This is a genomic window from Polaromonas sp. P1_F2 (genome assembly GCF_056405735.1).
This window is the reverse complement of record NZ_JBFUBN010000001.1, coordinates 77,079-95,330: the sequence shown is the minus strand read 5'-3', so window position 1 is coordinate 95,330 and position 18,252 is coordinate 77,079. Positions and strand designations below refer to the sequence as shown.

Annotated in this window: 14 protein-coding genes; 8 read left to right on the top strand and 6 right to left on the bottom strand. The window is 65.0% G+C overall.

All coding sequences use genetic code 11. The annotated features are described in order from the left end of the window. Positions 1–190: 190 nt before the first annotated feature. From AC1D0O_RS00455 to moeA, 6 genes are all read left to right on the top strand, one after another. Positions 191–1,624 carry an aldehyde dehydrogenase family protein gene (locus tag AC1D0O_RS00455; protein ID WP_477651593.1) on the top strand — a complete coding sequence of 478 codons (1,434 nt, stop codon included), beginning with the start codon at positions 191–193 and terminating at the stop codon, positions 1,622–1,624. After that, the gene (locus AC1D0O_RS00450) at positions 1,617–2,672 is read left to right on the top strand and encodes a DUF4424 family protein (protein ID WP_477651592.1); all 1,056 of its coding nucleotides are present in this window, start codon (positions 1,617–1,619) and stop codon (positions 2,670–2,672) included. Before AC1D0O_RS00455 ends, AC1D0O_RS00450 begins: the two co-directional genes overlap by 8 nt. 85 nt (positions 2,673–2,757) lie before the next feature. Then, the gene (locus AC1D0O_RS00445) at positions 2,758–3,519 is read left to right on the top strand and encodes an SDR family oxidoreductase (protein WP_477651591.1); all 762 of its coding nucleotides are present in this window, start codon (positions 2,758–2,760) and stop codon (positions 3,517–3,519) included. 100 nt (positions 3,520–3,619) lie between these two features. Beyond that, positions 3,620–4,747 (top strand): GTP 3',8-cyclase MoaA, encoded by a 1,128-nt coding sequence (moaA, locus tag AC1D0O_RS00440; protein ID WP_477651590.1) that lies wholly within the window; start codon positions 3,620–3,622, stop codon positions 4,745–4,747. Between the two features lies 1 nt (position 4,748). Next, entirely contained in the window at positions 4,749–5,396 is a 648-nt protein-coding gene (mobA, locus tag AC1D0O_RS00435; protein ID WP_477651589.1) for a molybdenum cofactor guanylyltransferase MobA, read from the top strand. Continuing rightward, a complete protein-coding gene (moeA, locus tag AC1D0O_RS00430) occupies positions 5,393–6,703 on the top strand; it encodes a molybdopterin molybdotransferase MoeA (protein WP_477651588.1) in 1,311 nt (436 codons plus the stop codon). The genes mobA and moeA overlap by 4 nt, the downstream gene beginning before the upstream one ends. Positions 6,704–6,733: 30 nt before the next feature. On the opposite strand, the gene AC1D0O_RS00425 is transcribed toward moeA, so the two are convergent. From AC1D0O_RS00425 to AC1D0O_RS00405, 5 genes are all read right to left on the bottom strand, one after another. Beyond that, positions 6,734–7,972, bottom strand: coding sequence for a hypothetical protein (locus AC1D0O_RS00425; protein ID WP_477651587.1), 1,239 nt, complete (start codon positions 7,970–7,972; stop codon positions 6,734–6,736). Positions 7,973–8,038: 66 nt separating this feature from the next. Beyond that, the gene (locus AC1D0O_RS00420) at positions 8,039–11,203 is read right to left on the bottom strand and encodes an efflux RND transporter permease subunit (RefSeq protein ID WP_477651586.1); all 3,165 of its coding nucleotides are present in this window, start codon (positions 11,201–11,203) and stop codon (positions 8,039–8,041) included. A gap of 34 nt (positions 11,204–11,237) precedes the next feature. Then, positions 11,238–12,656 carry an efflux RND transporter periplasmic adaptor subunit gene (locus AC1D0O_RS00415; protein ID WP_477651585.1) on the bottom strand — a complete coding sequence of 473 codons (1,419 nt, stop codon included), beginning with the start codon at positions 12,654–12,656 and terminating at the stop codon, positions 11,238–11,240. Positions 12,657–12,924: 268 nt separating this feature from the next. Beyond that, the gene (gene rnhA / locus AC1D0O_RS00410; RefSeq protein ID WP_477651584.1) at positions 12,925–13,407 is read right to left on the bottom strand and encodes a ribonuclease HI; all 483 of its coding nucleotides are present in this window, start codon (positions 13,405–13,407) and stop codon (positions 12,925–12,927) included. Positions 13,408–13,475: 68 nt separating this feature from the next. Next, positions 13,476–14,300 (bottom strand): class I SAM-dependent methyltransferase, encoded by an 825-nt coding sequence (locus tag AC1D0O_RS00405; RefSeq protein WP_477651583.1) that lies wholly within the window; start codon positions 14,298–14,300, stop codon positions 13,476–13,478. A gap of 31 nt (positions 14,301–14,331) precedes the next feature. On the opposite strand from AC1D0O_RS00405, the gene gloB reads away from it, so the two are divergent. Both gloB and AC1D0O_RS00395 read left to right on the top strand, forming a co-directional pair. Further along, a complete protein-coding gene (gene gloB, locus AC1D0O_RS00400; RefSeq protein ID WP_477651582.1) occupies positions 14,332–15,102 on the top strand; it encodes a hydroxyacylglutathione hydrolase in 771 nt (256 codons plus the stop codon). Next, positions 15,099–16,652, top strand: coding sequence for a transglycosylase SLT domain-containing protein (locus AC1D0O_RS00395; protein ID WP_477651581.1), 1,554 nt, complete (start codon positions 15,099–15,101; stop codon positions 16,650–16,652). Before gloB ends, AC1D0O_RS00395 begins: the two co-directional genes overlap by 4 nt. A gap of 4 nt (positions 16,653–16,656) precedes the next feature. Here AC1D0O_RS00395 and AC1D0O_RS00390 read toward each other — a convergent pair whose 3' ends face one another. After that, on the bottom strand, positions 16,657–18,252 hold the full coding sequence (locus AC1D0O_RS00390; protein ID WP_477651580.1) for an AMP-binding protein: 1,596 nt from the start codon (positions 18,250–18,252) through the stop codon (positions 16,657–16,659).

The following is an 18,252-nucleotide window of genomic DNA, read 5'->3' as shown; positions in this document are numbered from 1 at the left end:
TTGGCGAGGTGCGTGTGTAGGTTCAATCCTACAGAAAAGCCCATTTCCTCACAGCAAAAATGTTGTAAACGGGGCGTCCGCGCACCACGCCAAGACGTGAAAAACACACGCTTTTTTTAACCGTTACCTTCGGCCGGCCGCGAAGGTCTCGGCCGGCGCCCGCGCGGCCGGTTTCAAGCAAAATCAGGCGATGCAGCTCAATTACATCGCCAACGCCTCCCTCCCCTCCGTCTCTGGCAAGACCATTCCCGTCATCGACCCGTCCGACGGCCAGGTGTTCGACGAAATCCAGCGCAGCAACGCCCACGACATCGACACCGCCGTGCGCAGCGCGCGCGAATGCCTGGAACTGGTGTGGAGCCGCTTCAACGCCGCCGAGCGCGGGCGCCTGCTGATGCGCCTGTCGGCCAAGGTGGCCGAACACGCCGAGGAACTGGCCCAACTGGAGCAGCGCGATTGCGGCAAGCCGACCAAACAGGCGCGCGCCGACGCGGCGGCCCTGGCGCGTTACTTCGAGTTTTATGCCGGCGCCTGCGACAAGCTGCACGGCGACACCATTCCCTACCTGGACGGCTACAGCGTGATGACCTGGCGCGAGCCGCATGGCGTCACCGGCCATGTGATCCCCTGGAACTACCCGATGCAGATTTTCGGCCGCAGCGTGGGCGGCGCGCTGGCCGCGGGCAATGTCTGCGTGGTCAAGCCGGCCGAGGATGCCTGCCTTTCCCTGCTCCGCGTAGCGCAACTCGCCGCCGAGGTCGGCTTTCCGGCCGGCGCCATCAACATCGTGACCGGCTACGGCCATGAGGTCGGCGACGCGCTGGCGCGCCACAAAGGCATAGACCACATCAGCTTCACCGGCAGCCCGGCCGTGGGCACGCTGATCCAGCAGGTGGCGGCCGAGCGGCATTGCCCGGTCACGCTGGAGCTGGGCGGCAAAAGCCCGCAGATCGTCTTTGCCGATGCCGACCTGGACGCCGCGATTCCCGCCATCATCAACGCCATCGTGCAGAACGCCGGGCAGACCTGCTCGGCAGGTTCCCGCCTGCTGGTGGAGCAGGCTATTTACGAGCCGCTGCTGCAGCGCCTGGGCCATGCCTTTGAAAACCTGCGCGTCGGCCCCGCCGCCATGGACCTGGACGTGGGCCCGCTGATACGCCAAAGCCAGCAGCAGCGCGTCTGGGATTTCCTGAGCGACGCGCACGTCGCCAACATCGCCATGGTGGCCCAGGGCCAGATCGTCGACGAAGCCCCCGAGACCGGCTTTTACCAGGCCCCCACCCTGCTGCGCGACGTGCCGGCCACACACCGGCTGGCGCAGGAGGAAGTCTTTGGCCCGGTGCTGTGCGCCATGAGCTTCAAGGACGAAAACCACGCCGTGGAACTCGCCAACGCCACCCAGTTCGGCTTGGTCGCCGGCATCTGGACACGCGACGGCGCGCGCCAGTTCCGCATGGCCAGGCGCGTCAAGAGCGGCCAGGTCTTCATCAACAACTACGGCGCCGGCGGCGGCGTGGAGCTGCCCTTCGGCGGCGTGAAGTCCTCGGGCTACGGACGCGAAAAGGGCTTCGAGGCGCTATACGGCTTCACGACCTTGAAGACCGTGGCGGTGCGGCATGGATAAATTAAAACTTTGGGCGATGGCCGGTGCGATGCTTGCGTCACTTCTGGCACAGCCTGCACATGCAAACGACTCCACCGCCAGGGTCGGCGCCGGCGGCCTCGAGCTGGTCAGGTCGGACGCCATTCGTATGGCGGAAGAAATACTCGAAATTTCTCCCACACGCATACGGGTTCGCTATAAGTTTTTGAACGACAGCCAAACCGATGTGAAAACCATCGTGGCCTTTCCAATGCCGCGCTTTGGCTGGAACCCGGGAGAGGCGCAGCTGGACGCGAACGTGGGCCCCATGAGTTCGTTCGAGACTCGCGTCGATGGCCAGAAAATCAGAACAAGTGTGGATACCAAGGCGTTCCTCAAGGGAAAAGACATCAGCGCATTGCTTCGAGCCCAGGGTTACACGGAAAAAGACATGGTCAACGCGATGAGTTGCAACTTTGGCGCAGTCGGCGGGCAGCAGTGCGTCGCGGACTCCGTCGTCAAGCGGATTCCGGGCATTACAGAAGGTGGCAGCCCCCGTTTCAGCGTCCAGGAGACCGCCTGGTGGGAACAAAATTTCCCCGCAGGAAAAATGGTGGAAATTGAACACAGCTACCAACCCAAAGTGGGCCAGGTCTACCAAATCCACACCTACAACGGTAAGCCGGATGACAGCGCTTTGCTCAGGCCCTGGGTGCCGGGCGGCAACTCAGGCACTGAAGACGGCCGCAGGGCATGCACCCATGAAGGCGGCGACGACGCCGTCATCTCCAAAGCCAACCGGCTTCAGAAATTAAATGACGGCGAGGTCTGGGTGACCCTGAATGATCTCGAGTATGTGCTGGGTACTGGCCGTAACTGGAAAGGGCCAATAGACAGTTTCACGCTCCGGATCGAAAAGGCGTCACCAGACCAGATCGTCTCGCTTTGCTTCCCAGGAAAATCGCGACAAGTGGATAAACGCACGCTGGAATTCAAAGCTACGCGATTTGTACCGCAGGATGGCCTGGTCGTTTACTTCTACACGGTCAAAACCGCCGGTCAAATAAATCGAGAGCCACAAAAAAAATGACCTGACTGTCCCGGTGTGTCCCGGTGCCGGGATGTAATAAGCTCACGTATCAGTTCAATAATTCAAAACACCTGGAGACAAACCCATGCGGGTCAAAGACAAATCCATCATCGTGACCGGCTCCGGTGGCGGTATCGGTGAAGGCATCGCCCGGCGGCTGGCGGCCGAGGGGGCCAAGGTCATCGTCAACGACATCAACGTCGCCCTGGGCGAAAAAGTGGTGGCCGCCATCGTCAAGGCCGGCGGCACGGCTTCCTTTTTTGCCGCCGATGTGACGAAATCTGCCGAGGTCAAGGCGCTGGTGGACGCCGCCGTGCAGCGCTACGGCCGGCTCGACGTGATGGTCAGCAACGCCGGCTGGACGCACCGCAACCAGCCTGCGCTCGACGTCAGCGAGGACGACTTCGACAAGTGCTATGCCATCAACGTCAAAAGCATTTACCTGGCCACCATCCATGCCACGCCGGTGTTCCGCAGCCTGGGCGGCGGCAGTTTCATCAACATCGCCTCCACGGCCGGCGTGCGCCCGCGTCCGGGCCTGACCTGGTACAACGGTTCCAAGGGCGCCGTCATCACCACCTCCAAATCGCTGGCGGCCGAACTGGGGCCTGACAACATACGCGTCAACTGCATCAACCCGGTGTTCAACCCCGACACCGGCCTTTCCGCCGATTTCGCCGGCGGCCCACTGGACGAGGAGCGCAAGGCGCGCTTTCGTGCCAGCATCCCGCTGGGGCGCTTTTCGACCGCGCTGGATGTCGCCAATGCGGCGCTTTACCTGGCCAGCGACGAAGCCGATTTCATCAGCGGTGTATGCATAGAGGTCGACGGCGCCCGTTGCGTCTAGCCAGGCCGTCCCGTGATACCGCCTATCCTTTGGGGATAAGGGCTGAACTTTGCCGCCTGGGCTAGCCAATGGAGTAAATTCTCCCCTTGGGCCCCTCACGATGACGACCGAAAAAATCATTCCGCTGGCAGATATCCGCTACGCAAGCCGCGTGCCGCACATCCCTGCCCGGCTGGCGGCGCCCACCGGCCTGTTGAGCGACACGCGGGGCCGGCCGCTGCGGGATTTGCGCATCAGCGTGACCGACCGCTGCAATTTCCGCTGCAGCTACTGCATGCCGCGCGAGGTGTTCGACAAGGACTACGCCTTCCTGCCGCAGACCTCGCTGTTGAGTTTTGAGGAAATCACCCGCCTGGCCAAGGTCTTCGTGGCGCACGGGGTCGAGAAAATCCGCCTCACCGGCGGCGAGCCGCTGCTGCGCAAACACCTCGAGGTGCTGGTCGAAATGCTGGCGAAGCTGCAGACGCCGCAGGGCAAGCCGCTGGACATCACCCTGACCACCAACGCCTCGCTGCTCGCCAAAAAAGCCCAGTCGCTTAAGGATGCCGGCCTGCAGCGCGTCACCGTGAGCCTGGACGCCCTGGACGACGCCACTTTCCGCCGCATGAACGACGTGGACTTCCCGGTGGCCGACGTGCTCAAGGGCATCGAAGTCGCGCAAAAAGTCGGCCTGGCGCCGCTCAAGGTCAACATGGTGGTCAAGCGCGGCACCAACGATGCGGAAATCCTGCCCATGGCCCGGCACTTCCGCCACAGCGGCGCCGTGCTGCGTTTTATCGAATACATGGACGTGGGCGCCACCAACGGCTGGCGCATGGACGAGGTGCTGCCGTCAGCGCAGGTGGTGGAGCGACTGAACGCCGAGTTCCCGCTCAGCGCCATCGACCCCAACTACACCGGCGAGACCGCCGAGCGCTGGCGCTACGCCGACGGCGCGGGCGAGATCGGCGTGATCAGCAGCGTGACCCAGGCTTTTTGCGGCGACTGCAACCGGGCGCGGCTGTCCACCGAAGGCAAGCTGTTTTTATGCCTGTTCGCCAGCCAGGGCCAGGATTTGCGCGCCCTGCTGCGCGGCGGCTATGCCGACGAGCAGATCGCCGCGGCCGTGGCCCACATCTGGCAAGGCCGAGACGACCACTATTCAGAGCTGCGCGCCGCGCTGCCCGCGGATACCAGCATGCCCGACAGCAGCGGCAAGCGGGTCGAGATGAGCTACATAGGCGGATAACGTGACCAGCAACAGCCACAACGCGACACTGCACGCCGAAGCCATCACCGGCCTGATCCTGGCCGGCGGGCGCGGCTCGCGCATGGGCGGTGTCGACAAGGGCCTGCAGAACTTCAACGGCGTGCCGCTGGCCCTGCACACGCTGATGCGCCTCTCCCCGCAGGTCGGCGAGGTCATGGTCAACGCCAACCGCAACCTGGCCGCCTATGAATCCTTCGGTGTGCCGGTCTGGCCCGACAGCACCGGCCTGGGCGAATTCGCGGGGCCGCTGGCGGGTTTTCTCACCGGCTTGGAACGCTGCGAAACGCCCTACCTGCTGACCGTTCCCTGCGACACGCCCCTGTTCCCCGATGACCTGGTGGCGCGCCTGGCCGAGGCTTATGTGCGCGATGGCGCCGACTTCGCCGTTGCTTCCGCGCCCGAGGAAGACGGCCAGCTCAGGCCGCAGCCGGTGTTTTGCCTGATGGGCACCCACATGCTGGAAAGCCTGGTGCGCTTCACGCACGCAGGCGGCCGCAAGATAGACGCATGGACGGCGCAGCACAAGACCGTGGCCGTGCCCTTCGACCGGCCCGGCGATGACGCGCACGGCTTCTTCAATGCCAACACCCTGGCCGAGCTGCACCAGCTCGAATCGCGCCTGCCGTGAAGACGCTGGACCAGATCGCCGCGGAGCTCCAGGGCTACGACCCGCAAGCCCTGTCGGCCGGCCAGGTGCTCGACTTCCTCTCCCAGCTGGTGGTGCCCGTCCAGGACGCTGTCAGCCTGCCGCTGTTCGAAGCCCTGGGCCGGGTTCTGGCCGAGGACGTGGTCTCGCCCTTTGACGTCCCGCCCCACGACAACTCGGCCATGGACGGCTTTGCCTTTGACGGCAGCCGGCTGGCCCCGGGCACCACGCTGGAACTGCGGGTGGCCGACGGCACGGCGCTGGCCGGCAAGGCCTGGCAGGGCAGCGTCCAGCCCGGCCAGTGCGTGAAGATCATGACCGGCGCCATCATGCCGCCCGGCCTGGACACTGTGGTGCCACAAGAGTTCGTCAAACAGCTTCAAGACAGCGAAGGCACACGCATCAGCATTCCGCCCGGCCTGCTGCGCGCCGGCGACAACCGCCGCCTGCGTGGCGAAGACCTCGCGCAAGGGCTGCCGGCGCTGCGCAAGGGCGAGATCCTTACGCCGGCGCGGCTGGGACTGGCAGCGTCGCTGGGCCTGCCCACCCTGCCCGTCTGGCGGCCGCTGCGCGTGGCCTACTTTTCCACCGGCGATGAAATTCTCTCGCTCGGCGAAGCACCGCGCGAAGGCGCGGTCTACGACAGCAACCGCTACACCGTCTTCGGCATGCTGAGCCGCCTGGGCTGCCAGGTCATCGACATGGGCGTGGTGCGCGACGACCCGGCCCTGCTCGAAGCCGCTTTCACCGAGGCCGCCGCGCGGGCCGATGCCATCATCACCTCGGGCGGCGTCAGCGTCGGTGAAGCCGACTTCACCAAGGCCATGATGAAAAAACTCGGCGACGTGGCCTTCTGGCGCATCGCCATGCGGCCCGGCCGCCCCATGGCTGTGGGACGCATCCCGCCCGCAGAAGGCCAAGGCGGCAAGCCCAACGGCGCCATCCTGTTCGGACTGCCCGGCAACCCGGTTGCCGTGATGGTCACCTTCTTGGCCTTTGTACGCCCCGCCCTGCTGCAGATGATGGGCGTCAGCGCCGCGCCGCCACCGCTGCTCAAGGCCCGCAGCACGGAAACGATACGCAAAAAAGCCGGCCGCACCGAATACCAGCGCGGCTGGGTTTCAACAGCGCCCGACGGCTCTTTGCAGGTCAAGACCACCGGCAGCCAGGGCTCCGGTGTGCTGCGCTCCATGGCCGAGGCCAATGGCCTGATCGTGCTGCATCATGCGCAAGGCAACGTCGCAGTCGGCGACGAGCTTGATGTGCTGATGTTTGACGGCGTCCTGTAGGTCCAGTCGAATGCCGCGGCGCCGGCGGCCCTAGTCGTTCCGCGGCTCCGGTAGCGGCGGCAAGTCTTCGTAGCCGAAAAAATAGGGCACCACCCGAAAGCTCATCAGCAGGCCGCCGTTTTCCGGCGTGGTGCTCAGGCGTTCATAGTCATGCGCGGCCAGGTGCTGTATTTTTTCGGCATCGCGTTGCCGGCTGAAAACACCGTGGCGCCACTGATAAACCTCATCGAGTTTTTCCTGGTAGGTGTAGTGATGCTGGTTGTCGTTGTAATAGTCGTCAAACCGGTTACCGCCCAGATAGATCGCGTTGGAGCCTTCATAGCCTGTCTTCTGGCTGGTGCCCGGGTCGGTGTTCAGGAAATATGCCCAATCGCCCGGGACAAAGTTGCCGGCCGCAACACCGCCCACCATGCGCAGGACCTTGCCCGGCCGTTCAAGCTCCAGCGGATCAAAATCAGCTTCAAAACTCCACATGCGGCCGGGTTCCAGGTCGACCAGCGGCTCACCGTCGGCCAGCAATCGCCGCTCCACGGTGCGTGCCCTGCCAGCGTCACCCTTGACACGGCGAAAGTAATCCAGCGCGCCTTGGGCAAAGACCACCTTGGTCGCGGCGTAGCAGCCTATCTCGTACTTCCCCTGCTCAAAAAACATGTCATTGAGCGCTTGATGCAAAGGGGTGCGGAGTTTGGGCGTTCCATTGACCCAATAGCGGGAATTCCACTTGGCAGGACCGCCCTCGGGCCAGCCCCATTCCAGCACCTCGGCCCAGATCACGGTGTTCTGGCGGATGCCAACGTGGTCGACCAGGGCCTGCACATCGCAGGCCCTTCCCCTGAACTCGGTCAAGCGGCCCGGGTGCAGCAAGGCCAGCAGGATCTCTTTCTTCGAGACTGTCTTGAGCTTGCGTGTCTTGTTGTTTTTCACGGGCACCAGCACCGTCTCGTCCTTGATGGCCAATTCCGGACGTTGCGCCAGCAACAAAGTGCTCACGGCCGCGCCTGAGCCCAGCAGGGAATACGTCATGCTCCCTCGCGGCTTGTCGAGGGTTTCCTGGACCAGCCGGGCCGGAATGCCGAGCCGCTGGAGATACCGGAACATGTCGGGGCTGAGTTGCGCCAGCTGGGAGGGTGAACAGAAAAACTGCAGGCCATAGGCCCCCGCGACGGCCGTCTCCTGCGCCCGCGCGGAAGCCGCCAGGCCGGCCGCCAGCAGGAATGGAATCAGGAAAGAAGCAAGGGTACGGATTCGGCCCGCAGGGTGTGCGGTCAAACCGGCTTTCTCATCACCATGCCAGGAGCCCTGTGCGGCGTGTGCGGCGTGTGCGGCATCTTGGGGTCATTTCGCCACGTACTCCGGGTGCTCAAGGTGTTCATCGGGCTGCTCTTTGGCAATGGTCTTGTTCGCGCCCGGAATGGCCTTGCGGGCAAACAGGGTGTACATCGTGGGCACCACGAAGACGGCCAGCAAACTGCCCAGCGACATGCCGCCCACGATCACCCAGCCGATCTGCGTACGGCTTTCGGCGCCGGCACCGTGTGACATGGCCAGCGGCAGTGCCCCCAGCACCATCGCGCCGGTGGTCATCAGGATGGGGCGCAGGCGCTGGGACGAGGCCTTGACCACGGCGTCTATCATCTCCATGCCCTGCCCGCGCAGCTGGTTGGTGAACTCGACAATCAGAATGCCGTGCTTGGTGATCAGGCCGACCAGCGTGATCAGCCCGATCTGGGAATACACATTGAGCGAGCCGCCCGTCCACTTCAGCGCCAACAGGGCGCCCAGCATGGACAAGGGTACCGACAGCATGATCACCAGCGGGTCGATAAAGCTCTCAAACTGCGCGGCCAGCACCAGGAAAATAAACAGCAGCGCCAGCACAAACACGATGGCCAGGGCGCCCTGCGAGTTGCGGAATTCGCGCGAGGTGCCGTTGAGGTCGGTGCTGTAGCCGGTCTTGAGCACCTTGGCGGCGGTCTGGTCCATGAACTTGAGCGCTTCGCCCAGCGAGTAATCGCCCGAGAGGCTGGCGGTAAACGACACCGAGCGCCGCTGGCCGAAGTGGTTGAGTTCGCGCGGCGAGACACTTTCACGCACCTTGACCAGCGCCGACAGCGGAATCATGGCGTCGTTGCGGCCGCGCACATAAATACGGTCGATGTCGTCGGGCGTGGTGCGGCCGCTGGCCTGGGTCTGCACGATCACATCGTACTGCTCGCCGTCGCGCTTGTAGCGCGTCACGTTGCGCCCGCCCAGCAGGGTTTCGATGGCCTTGGCCACCACCTCGACGCTCACGCCGAGGTCGGCGGCCTTGTCGCGCTCGACTTCAATCCGAAGCTCGGGCTTGTTCAGGCGCAAGTCGACGTCGACCGAGACGATGCCCGGGTTCTTGGCGATCTCGTCCTGCATCTGGCGCGTGACGGCATTGAGGTTCTGGTAGCTGTCGGAGGTCTGGATCACGAAGTTGACCGGGCGGTCGCGAAAGCCCTGGCCCAGCGAGGGCGGCGTGATGGTGAAGACGTTGACACCCGGCAAGGCATTGAATTTGGGCTGCAGTTCGCGCGCCATGTCCATGGTCGAGCGCTTGCGTTCGTCCCAGTCCACGGTGCGGTAGACCACGCTGGCCTGGGCCACGGTCGGGTTGCCGACGTTGCCGAAAATCCGGTCGAACTCGGGAAACGGCTGGCCCATTTTTTCGAGGGCCTGGGCGTAGCGGTTGGTGTAGTCCAGCGTGGCGCCGTCCGGTGCGGTGACGTTGGCCAGGATGACCCCGCGGTCCTCCATGGGAGAGAGCTCCCGCTTCATGCCGGGAAAAACCAGCGCGATGGCCAGCGCGCTGAGCGCCATGACACCGATGACGATCCAGCGCGCCTGGAAGGCAAAGGCCCTGAACTTCTGGCCCCAGCCCGGGGTGTCGCCCGAAGGTTCCCAGCGCTTGGTGACCACCCATCGCAGCACCGAGCCGTACCGGTCTGAGATTGACGTCAACACCCGCTCCATGAAGCGGTCAAAACGATTCGGCTTGGGGTTGTGCTTGAGCAACTGGGTGCACATCATGGGCGTGAGCGTGAGCGCCACAAAGCCCGACACCACCACCGCCCCGGCCAGCGCCAGCGCGAACTCCACGAACAGCCGCCCGGTGCGGCCCGGCGTGAACGCCAGCGGTGCGTACACGGCGACCAGCGTGGCCGTCATGGTGACCACCGCGAAGCCGATCTCGCGCGCGCCCTTGATGCCGGCCGAGAACGGGTCCATGCCCTCCTCGATGTGGCGGAAGATGTTCTCCAGCATCACGATGGCGTCGTCCACCACCAGGCCGATGGCCAGCACCAGCGCCAAGAGGGTCAGCGTGTTCACGGTAAAACCCGCCAGGGCCATCATCGCGAAGGTGCCGATCAGGCTCACCGGGATGGTGATGATGGGAATGATGGAAGCGCGCATGGTGCGCAGGAACACAAAAATCACCAGCGCCACCAGGATGATGGCCTCGGCGATGGTGCGGTAGACGTTCTTCACGGACCGGTCGATGAACACCGAGTTGTCGTTGGCGATATCGATCAGCACGTCGGGCGGCAAATCGGCCTTCAGCTTGGGAATGGCCTCGCGCACGCCTTTGGACAAATCCAGCGGATTGGCGGTGGCCTGCCGGATCACGCCGATCGCCACGGCCGAGCGGCCATTGAGCCGGACGGCCGTGCGCTCGTCGGCGGCGCCCTCTTCCACCCGGGCCACATCACGCACCTTGACCGAAAAGCCGTTGACGTTCTTGACCACGATGTCGCTGAACTGGCCGGGCCTGACCAGGTCGGTCTGCGAGGTCACGCTGAATTCGCGCTGCTGCGACTCGATGCGGCCGGCCGGCAACTCCAGGTTGCTGCGGCGGATGGCATCCTCGACGTCCTGCGTGGTGAGGCGGTAGGAGGCGAGCTTGTCGGTGTCCAGCCAGACGCGCATCGCGTACTTGCGCTCGCCGAAGATGCGCACGTCGGCCACGCCGGTGACGGTCTGCAGGCGCGGCTTGACGATGCGGTTCACCAGGTCGTTGATCTGCAGCGGCGTCATCGACTCGCTGGAAAACGCGATCTGTATCACCGGAAAGGCGTCGGCCTCGACCTTGGCGATCACCGGCTCTTCGATAGCTTGCGGCAGGCGGTTGCGGACACGCGAGGTGCGGTCGCGCACCTCGGCGGCGGCGGAATCGGCGTCCTTTTCGAGGCGGAAACGCACGCTGATCTGGCCCTGATCGGCGCGGCTGATCGAGGTGATGACATCCACCCCGTCAATGCCGGCGATGGAGTCTTCCAGCGGCTTGGTCACCTGGGATTCGATCACTTCCGCGGACGCGCCCACATAGCGCACGCTCACGGTCACGACCGGCTCGTCGATCTTGGGGTATTCGCGTACCGTGAGGCGGTTGAAACTGACCGCCCCTATCAGCACGATCAGCAGCGACAGCACGGTGGCGAAGACCGGACGGCGTATGGAGACTTCAGCGAGTTGCATAGGGTGTCTGTGAAAGCTTCTGGCCGGCCGGCGCTCAGGCCGGGTCGCGCGCCGGCGGGCCGGACGGGCCGCGCTCGGCCGGTGCCACGCCGCGCACCGGGACCAACGCGCCGGGAGCCTCCGACACCACCACGCCGCAGGGATTGGGGCCGGCCAGGGGGGCTTGCTGGGCTGCGGGGGACGCCGCGGTCGCGGCAGTCTTCACCGGCGCGGCGGCCTCGGGAGCTGTGGGGGCGGCTGTTGCCGGTGAAGCGGGGGACGCCGCCGATGCGGCTGAAGAAGCGCCGGCGGCTGGTTTTCCATTGCCCGCGCGGCTGGCGGCATTCGCGGCCAGGTCCACCACGCTCACCACCGTACCGTCGCGCTGCACGCGCTGTTGGCCGGTTGCGACCACGATGTCACCGGGCTCCAGGCCTTCGAGAATTTCGACCTTGCCTGGGCTGCGCAGGCCGACCTTGACTTCCACGCGTTTGGTGATGCGGGTCTGCCCGTTCGGGCCCTCCAGCAGCTTGATGACGAACTGCCGGCCACCCTGCGGAACAATCGCTTCCTCCGGTATCACCCGGGCGTTCTCACGCACGCCGAACACGGTGTTGACGCGGGCGAACATGCCGGGGCGCAGCTGCAACTGGCGGTTGTCGATGCAGCCGCGAATGCCGATGGAGCGGCCGTTGGCGTCGATCAAGGGATCGATGGCCTGGATCTGCGCGTTGTACTTGCGGCCGGGCAAGGCGTCGATGTCGAGCATCGCCGTCTGGCCGCGCCTGACCTTGTTCTGGAAGCGCTCCGGCAGGCGGAAATCGACAAAAATCGCTTCGATGTCCTCGATGTTGACGATGTCCGCGCCGTCCTTGAGGTAGTCGCCGACGTTGACCAGGCGTATGCCGGCGATGCCGTCAAAAGGGGCGATGATTTTCAGGCGCGCCGCCGTGGCCTTGGCCAGCGCCAGCTTGGCTTCGGCCACCTGCAGGTTGGCCGCGCTTTCATCGAGGGAGCGCTGGCTGATGAAATTTTGCGCCACCAGTTCCTGGTTGCGCTTCTGGTTGGCCAGGGCGATCGAGAGTTCGGCCTGGCTTTGCTGCACCTGGGCCAGCGGCAGCTGGTCGTCGAACTGCACCAGCACCTGGCCCTTGCGCACACGCTGGCCGTCGGTGAAATTGAGCTGGGTGATGCGCCCGCTGACCTCGGGCCGCAAGACCACGCCGCGGCGCGAGCGCAAGCTGCCCACGGCCTGCGTGTCGTCCGACAGCCTGGCGATTTCCACCCTGGCGGCTTCCACCGTGACTGGTTTTCCTGCATTGGCGCCATTGCCACCGGCACCACCGCTGCCGGCAGCCGAAGGCGCAACCCCGGCGGCATCCAGCGCCTTGGGTTTCTGGAGCCACCAGGCGGCCCCCGATGCGACCGCTATGCCCGTGACGGCGACCGCTGTGTAGAGTGCTTTTGATGCCATGGGGAGGAAAACTTGTTATACAAAGAGATACAAAGTTCCAATGTAGCAGGACACCATGGCGCGCGCAGCCTTTTCCGTCCTCTGCCAGGGGCAAGCGCGGTAGCTTTACAACGGCTTTACGAATCGGCCGGCGCGGCCGCGAAGCCGTGGATGCTACGTACGCTTATGGTGCGTGCCCGGGCACGGGGATGTACGGCGGCCGTCCCTGCTTGGTGCCTGTTTTCGCGCGCATGTTCCCGCTGCGCTCCCTGGCCCGCGCAAGCCGTTGTTACAAGCGGCCCAGCGCGCGTTCCACGCCCTTGTTCGCCAGCGCGTCGGCGCGCTCGTTGCCGGGATCGCCGGCATGGCCTTTGACCCAGCGCCAGTCGATCTTGTGGCCGCTGCCGCTCACCAGCGCATCCAGGCGCTGCCACAGGTCCACGTTCTTCACGGGCGCCTTGGCCGCCGTGCGCCAGCCTCTAGCCTTCCAGCCGTGGATCCACTCGGTAATGCCTTTGCGCACGTACTCGCTGTCCAGGTACAGTGTCACGCTGCAGGGCCTCTTGAGTGCCGTCAGCGCCTCGATGACGGCCATCATTTCCATGCGGTTGTTGGTGGTGCCGAGTTCGCCGCCGAACAGCTCTTTTTCGGTGCCGCCCTGGGACAGCAGGACACCCCAGCCGCCGGGTCCGGGATTACCCTTGCATGCGCCGTCGGTGTAGATCACGACGGGCTGGGGTGTGGCTGCTGGGCTGGTGGATAAATCGGTCATGCGTTGGGTTTGCTTTGTAAAACGAAAACGCCGGGCCCATGCCCGGCGGTGAGAAAAGAAGAATCAGCTCAGGCCGGAGGCCGCAAGCGGACAGCCGGCTCCTTGTTGGCCACCGCGGCCGGCGCCGCGGCCGGCGCCTTGCGCGTTTTCCACGCGGGCTCCAGCAGCCGGACGCCCCGCACGCGTTTGACCGCCGCAAGAAAGTACACCGCGCCGAAAATCGGCCACCAGCGCTCGCCTGCCGCGTCCATCCATTCGAAGCGGTCCAGCCAGGCCTGGCTGGTCAGCGCCGGTCGGTAGCAGCCGAAGCGCCCCGACTCTACCTCAAAGTCCAGCAGCCTCAGCCAGTCGCGCAGCCGCCAGTAGCCGATGAAGTCGCCCGTGCTGGGCAAAAACAGCTTGTCGTAACCCCAGCGCTGGTACAGGTGGCCGCGCCGCTGGCGCAGGCCCCAGAGGCTGGTGGGATTCAGCCCGCTGATGACCACGCGGCCCTCGGGCACCAGCACGCGGCTGACTTCGCGCAGCGTGGCGTGCGGGTCGCGGCTGAGTTCCAGCGTGTGCGGCAGCACCACCAGGTCCAGGCTGCTTTCGGGAAAGGGCAGTGCGCCCGAGTCGGTCAACAGGGCCGCGCGCCGGGAACTTGCCGCGGGGGCGGCAGTCGCACCAAGGGCCGGTGAAGGCGCGGCGGCAGGAGCAAGGGACTCGAGCGCCAGCCATTTGTGCGGCATGCGGTTTGCTTGCAGGGCATCGAGTTCCGGCAGACCCAGCTGCAGGGCGTGGTAGCCAAACACGTCGCTCACGGCCTCGTCGAAATGCGTGCGCTCCCAGCCCAGCAGATAAGCGCCGGGCGGCGTCTTCAGCCAGTCGGTCAAACCTATAATTTCAGAGCTCATCGAACCACCGCATGTTCATCGAAACCACCGCATGTATTTGATTCCCATCCCCGCCTTTGACGACAACTACCTCTGGTTATTGCATGACGGCAAACGCGCCCTGGTTGTGGACCCGGGAGATGCGGGGCCGGTGCTGCGCGCCCTGGACGAGCACGCACTGCAACTGGAGTCGATTCTAGTCACGCACCACCATGCGGACCACACAGGCGGCGTGGATGCCCTTCGTGAAGCCACGGGCGCCCAGGTCTGGGGCCCGGCCACCGAGCGCATTCCCCAGCCTTACACACACCTCAGGGGCGGCGATACAGCACAAGCCCTCGGCCTCAGTTTCGAAGTCATCGACGTGCCCGGCCACACAGCGGGCCACATCGCCTATTACACGCAGGACGTCAACGGCCAACCCCTGCTGTTCTGCGGCGACACGCTGTTCTCGGGCGGTTGCGGGCGCCTGTTTGAAGGCACCCCGGCGCAGATGCTGGCTTCGCTCGACAAGCTCGCCGCCCTGCCCGGCAACACCGTGGTCTGCTGCACCCATGAATACACGCTCAGCAACCTGCGTTTCGCGATGGCGGTGGAGCCCGGCAATGCCGACCTGGCGGCCTACCAGGCCCGATGCATACGCCTGCGCGAGCAGGGAGTGCCGACCCTGCCGAGTTCGATAGCGCAGGAATTGCGGATTAATCCCTTCTTGCGGACGCGGCAAGCCACTATCATGGCGGCTGCCCGGCACTTTGATGCGTCGGCCCGTGACGAGACCACCGTATTTGCCGCCATCCGGCAGTGGAAAAACCAATTCAAATGACGCCACATTCCCGCATCACTGCCGCTTCAGCCTCTTCCTCCTTGTCTTTTTTCCGCATTGTTTCGCTGGCCGCCATCCTCGTCACGGCGCTGCTGGCGGGCTGCGCCACGCAGCAAGCCCCCGGCTTGCCCAGCGACCCGGTGCTGATCACCGGCGGTAGCCCCGCCGCCAAACCTCTGCTGCCCAGCGGCCCGCTGCAGGCCATCACGCCGGGCCAGGCCGGTTCGCACCAGAATGTCGCCTCCACCGAGCCGCCCAAGGAGCTCTGGGACCGCATACGCCGCGGCTTTGCCATGCCCGACCTGCAAAACGAACTCGTCACCGACCGCGAGCAGTGGTATGCAAGCCGGCCCGACTACATCCAGCGCATGACCGAGCGCTCCAGCAAATACCTGTTCCACATCGTTGAAGAGCTGGAGCGCCGCCAGATGCCCACCGAGCTGGCCCTGCTGCCCTTCATCGAGAGCGCCTTCAACCCGCAGGCCGTCTCCAGCGCCAAGGCCGCCGGCATGTGGCAATTCATGCCGGCCACCGGCAAGTATTTCGACCTGAAGCAGAACGCCTTCCGCGACGACCGCCGCGACGTGCTGGCCTCCACCCGCGCCGCGCTGGACTACCTGCAAAAGCTTTACGGCATGTTCGGCGACTGGCACCTGGCGCTGGCCGCCTACAACTGGGGCGAAGGCAGCGTGGGACGTGCCATCGCCAAGAACCAGAGGGCTGGCCTGGGCACCACCTATGCCGACCTGAACATGCCCGCGGAAACCCGGCTCTACGTGCCCAAGCTGCAGGCCGTCAAAAACATCGTCGCCAACCCGCAGGCCTTCCGCACAGAACTGCCGCTGATCGAAAACCACCCCTACTTCCAGCAGGTGCTGATCACGCGCGACATCGACGTGGCTCTGGCCGCGCGCCTGGCAGACGTGAAGATCGAGGACTTCAAGGCGCTGAACCCCTCGGCGCACCGCCCCGTCATCATCGCCGCCGGCACACCGCAGATTTTGCTGCCCTGGGACAACGCCACGGTGTTCCAGCGCAACTTCGAGGCCTACACCCAGGGCCAGTACGCGAGCTGGACCGCCTGGACGGCCCCCAGCACCATGAACCCGGCCGAGGCGGCGCGCCGCACCGGCATGAGCGAGGCTGACCTGCGCGGCGTCAACAACATCCCGCCGCGCATGCTGATCAAGGCCGGCTCCACCCTGCTGGTGCCGCGTTCGGCCAAGGTTGAAAACGACGTCACCTCCCACATCGCCGATACCGCCCAGGTGTCCTTCGCGCCCGAAATCGTCACGCGGCGCACCACCGTCAAGGCCCGCAAGGGTGAATCGGTGGCCACCATCGCCAAACGCTACGGCCTGAGCGCCGCCAGCGTGGCCGAATGGAACAACGTCAGCGCCTCCAGCGCCTTCAAGGTCGGCCACCAGGTGGTGGTGTTCCTGCCGGTCAAAAGCCATGCCGCTTCGGCCGCCCGCGGCAAAGGAAAAAGCAGCGTGAAGGCCGTCAAGCGCAGCACGGCCAAGCCCATCGTGAAATCCAAAAAACGCTAAGGCCTCAAGAGCGGTTCAGGGACGCCACGGCTTGCAGGTCCACCGCCTGCGCCCTTAGCGCAGCATCTTCCCGCAGCTTGAACTTGGCCACGCGGTGCGTCGGCGTATGCGGCAGCGATTCGACCAGCGCCACATAACGCGGCACCTTGATCGCGGCCAGCCTCTCGCGGCACCACTGGGCGATCTCCTCATGCGCCAGCGCCATGCCGGGGCGCAGCACCACGGCCACCAGGATTTCGTCTTCGCCGAGCTCGGAGGGCACCGGGATGGCGGCGGCCTCCAGTACGCTGGGATGGTTGCCGATCACACGGTCCAGTTCCGCGCCGGAGATGTTTTCACCGCGCTTGCGGATGATGTCCTTCTTGCGCGCGACGAACCAGAAAAAATTGTCTTCATCGACATAGGCCAGGTCGCCCGTCAGGAACCAGCCGTCGCGAAAAGCCGCGCGTGTCTGCGCCTCGTCGCGGAAGTAGCCCTGCATGACGATGGGCGTACGCACCACCAGCTCGCCCACCTGCCCCGGCGGCAAAAACTGCCCGTCGTCGCCGGCGATACGCAACTCGGCCAGCGACACGGCCGGATCCGGGTGGCGGCTGGGCCGGCCCATGCTGCGCACCTTGTGCGGCCCGGGAAAGGGGTTGTTCAGCGCGCCCGGGATTTCCGACATACCGTAGCCTTCGATCAGGGTCGGCACATGGAACTCGTCCTGGAAGACCCGGAAGGTTTCCTCGTCGAACGGCGCGCCGTAAATTTTCCGTAGCTTGTGGCCCGGCACATATTCGCTGCGCGGCCGCCGCATCAAAATGCTGCTGGCCGCCGCGATGGTGTTGACTTCGGTCGCGCCGGTTTCCTTCACCGTCTGCCAGAACTTCGATGCGGAGAATTTCGGCTCCAGAATCAGCGTCGCGCCCGCCGCCAGCGAGCCGGCCAGCGAATAAAAAATCGCATTGATGTGGAACAGCGGCAGCACGCACAGCAACCTGTCGTCGGGCTGCAGATACATGCGCGCGACAAAACCCTCGCCGGCCGTCAGCAGGCTGCGCTGGCTGTGCATCACGCCCTTGGGGAAACCGGTGGTGCCCGAGGTGTAGATGAACACGCAGGTGGCGTCCGGGTCGTCCAGCGGCTCCGGGGCTGCTACGGACGCCGGCACATCCGCAAAACCGGTTTCGTTCAGCATCAGCCAGGGCGTGGCGGCAGGACCTGTGCAGGCGACCTGCACGGTCGGCAAGGCGGCCCCTGAACAGATGACGCCGCAGACCTCCGCATGCTGAAGCACATAACGCGCCTCTTCCACGCCGTAGTCGGGATTGACCGGCACCATGATGGCGCCCAGCCCGGCCAGCGCAAAAAAAGCGAACACGCTGGACGGATGGTTCAGCGACATCACGCCGACCCTGTCGCCCTGTTTCACACCCTTGCCGGCGAGAACGGCCGCGGCACGCCTCACTTCTTCAAGCACCTGCGCATAGCGGAAGGAGCGCCCCTGGTAAACGACGAATTCGCGGTCGCCGGCGACGGCCGCGCGGCTTTGCAGCATGGAGGCCAGGGTGCCGCCGTGCGGCGGGTAGAGCTTCAGGACTTCAAGCGGTGGCAACAT

Bases quoted from the DNA above. Each gene is read 5' to 3' on its own strand.
- moaA (WP_477651590.1), top strand. From the start codon at position 3,620: ATGACGACCGAAAAAATCATTCCGCTGGCAGATATCCGCTACGCAAGC.
- AC1D0O_RS00445 (WP_477651591.1), top strand. From the start codon at position 2,758: ATGCGGGTCAAAGACAAATCCATCATCGTGACCGGCTCCGGTGGCGGT.
- AC1D0O_RS00420 (WP_477651586.1), bottom strand. From the start codon at position 11,203: ATGCAACTCGCTGAAGTCTCCATACGCCGTCCGGTCTTCGCCACCGTG.
- AC1D0O_RS00450 (WP_477651592.1), top strand. From the start codon at position 1,617: ATGGATAAATTAAAACTTTGGGCGATGGCCGGTGCGATGCTTGCGTCA.
- AC1D0O_RS00395 (WP_477651581.1), top strand. From the start codon at position 15,099: ATGACGCCACATTCCCGCATCACTGCCGCTTCAGCCTCTTCCTCCTTG.
- AC1D0O_RS00415 (WP_477651585.1), bottom strand. From the start codon at position 12,656: ATGGCATCAAAAGCACTCTACACAGCGGTCGCCGTCACGGGCATAGCG.
- AC1D0O_RS00405 (WP_477651583.1), bottom strand. From the start codon at position 14,300: ATGAGCTCTGAAATTATAGGTTTGACCGACTGGCTGAAGACGCCGCCC.
- AC1D0O_RS00455 (WP_477651593.1), top strand. From the start codon at position 191: ATGCAGCTCAATTACATCGCCAACGCCTCCCTCCCCTCCGTCTCTGGC.
- rnhA (WP_477651584.1), bottom strand. From the start codon at position 13,407: ATGACCGATTTATCCACCAGCCCAGCAGCCACACCCCAGCCCGTCGTG.
- AC1D0O_RS00390 (WP_477651580.1), bottom strand. From the start codon at position 18,252: ATGTTGCCACCGCTTGAAGTCCTGAAGCTCTACCCGCCGCACGGCGGC.
- gloB (WP_477651582.1), top strand. From the start codon at position 14,332: ATGTATTTGATTCCCATCCCCGCCTTTGACGACAACTACCTCTGGTTA.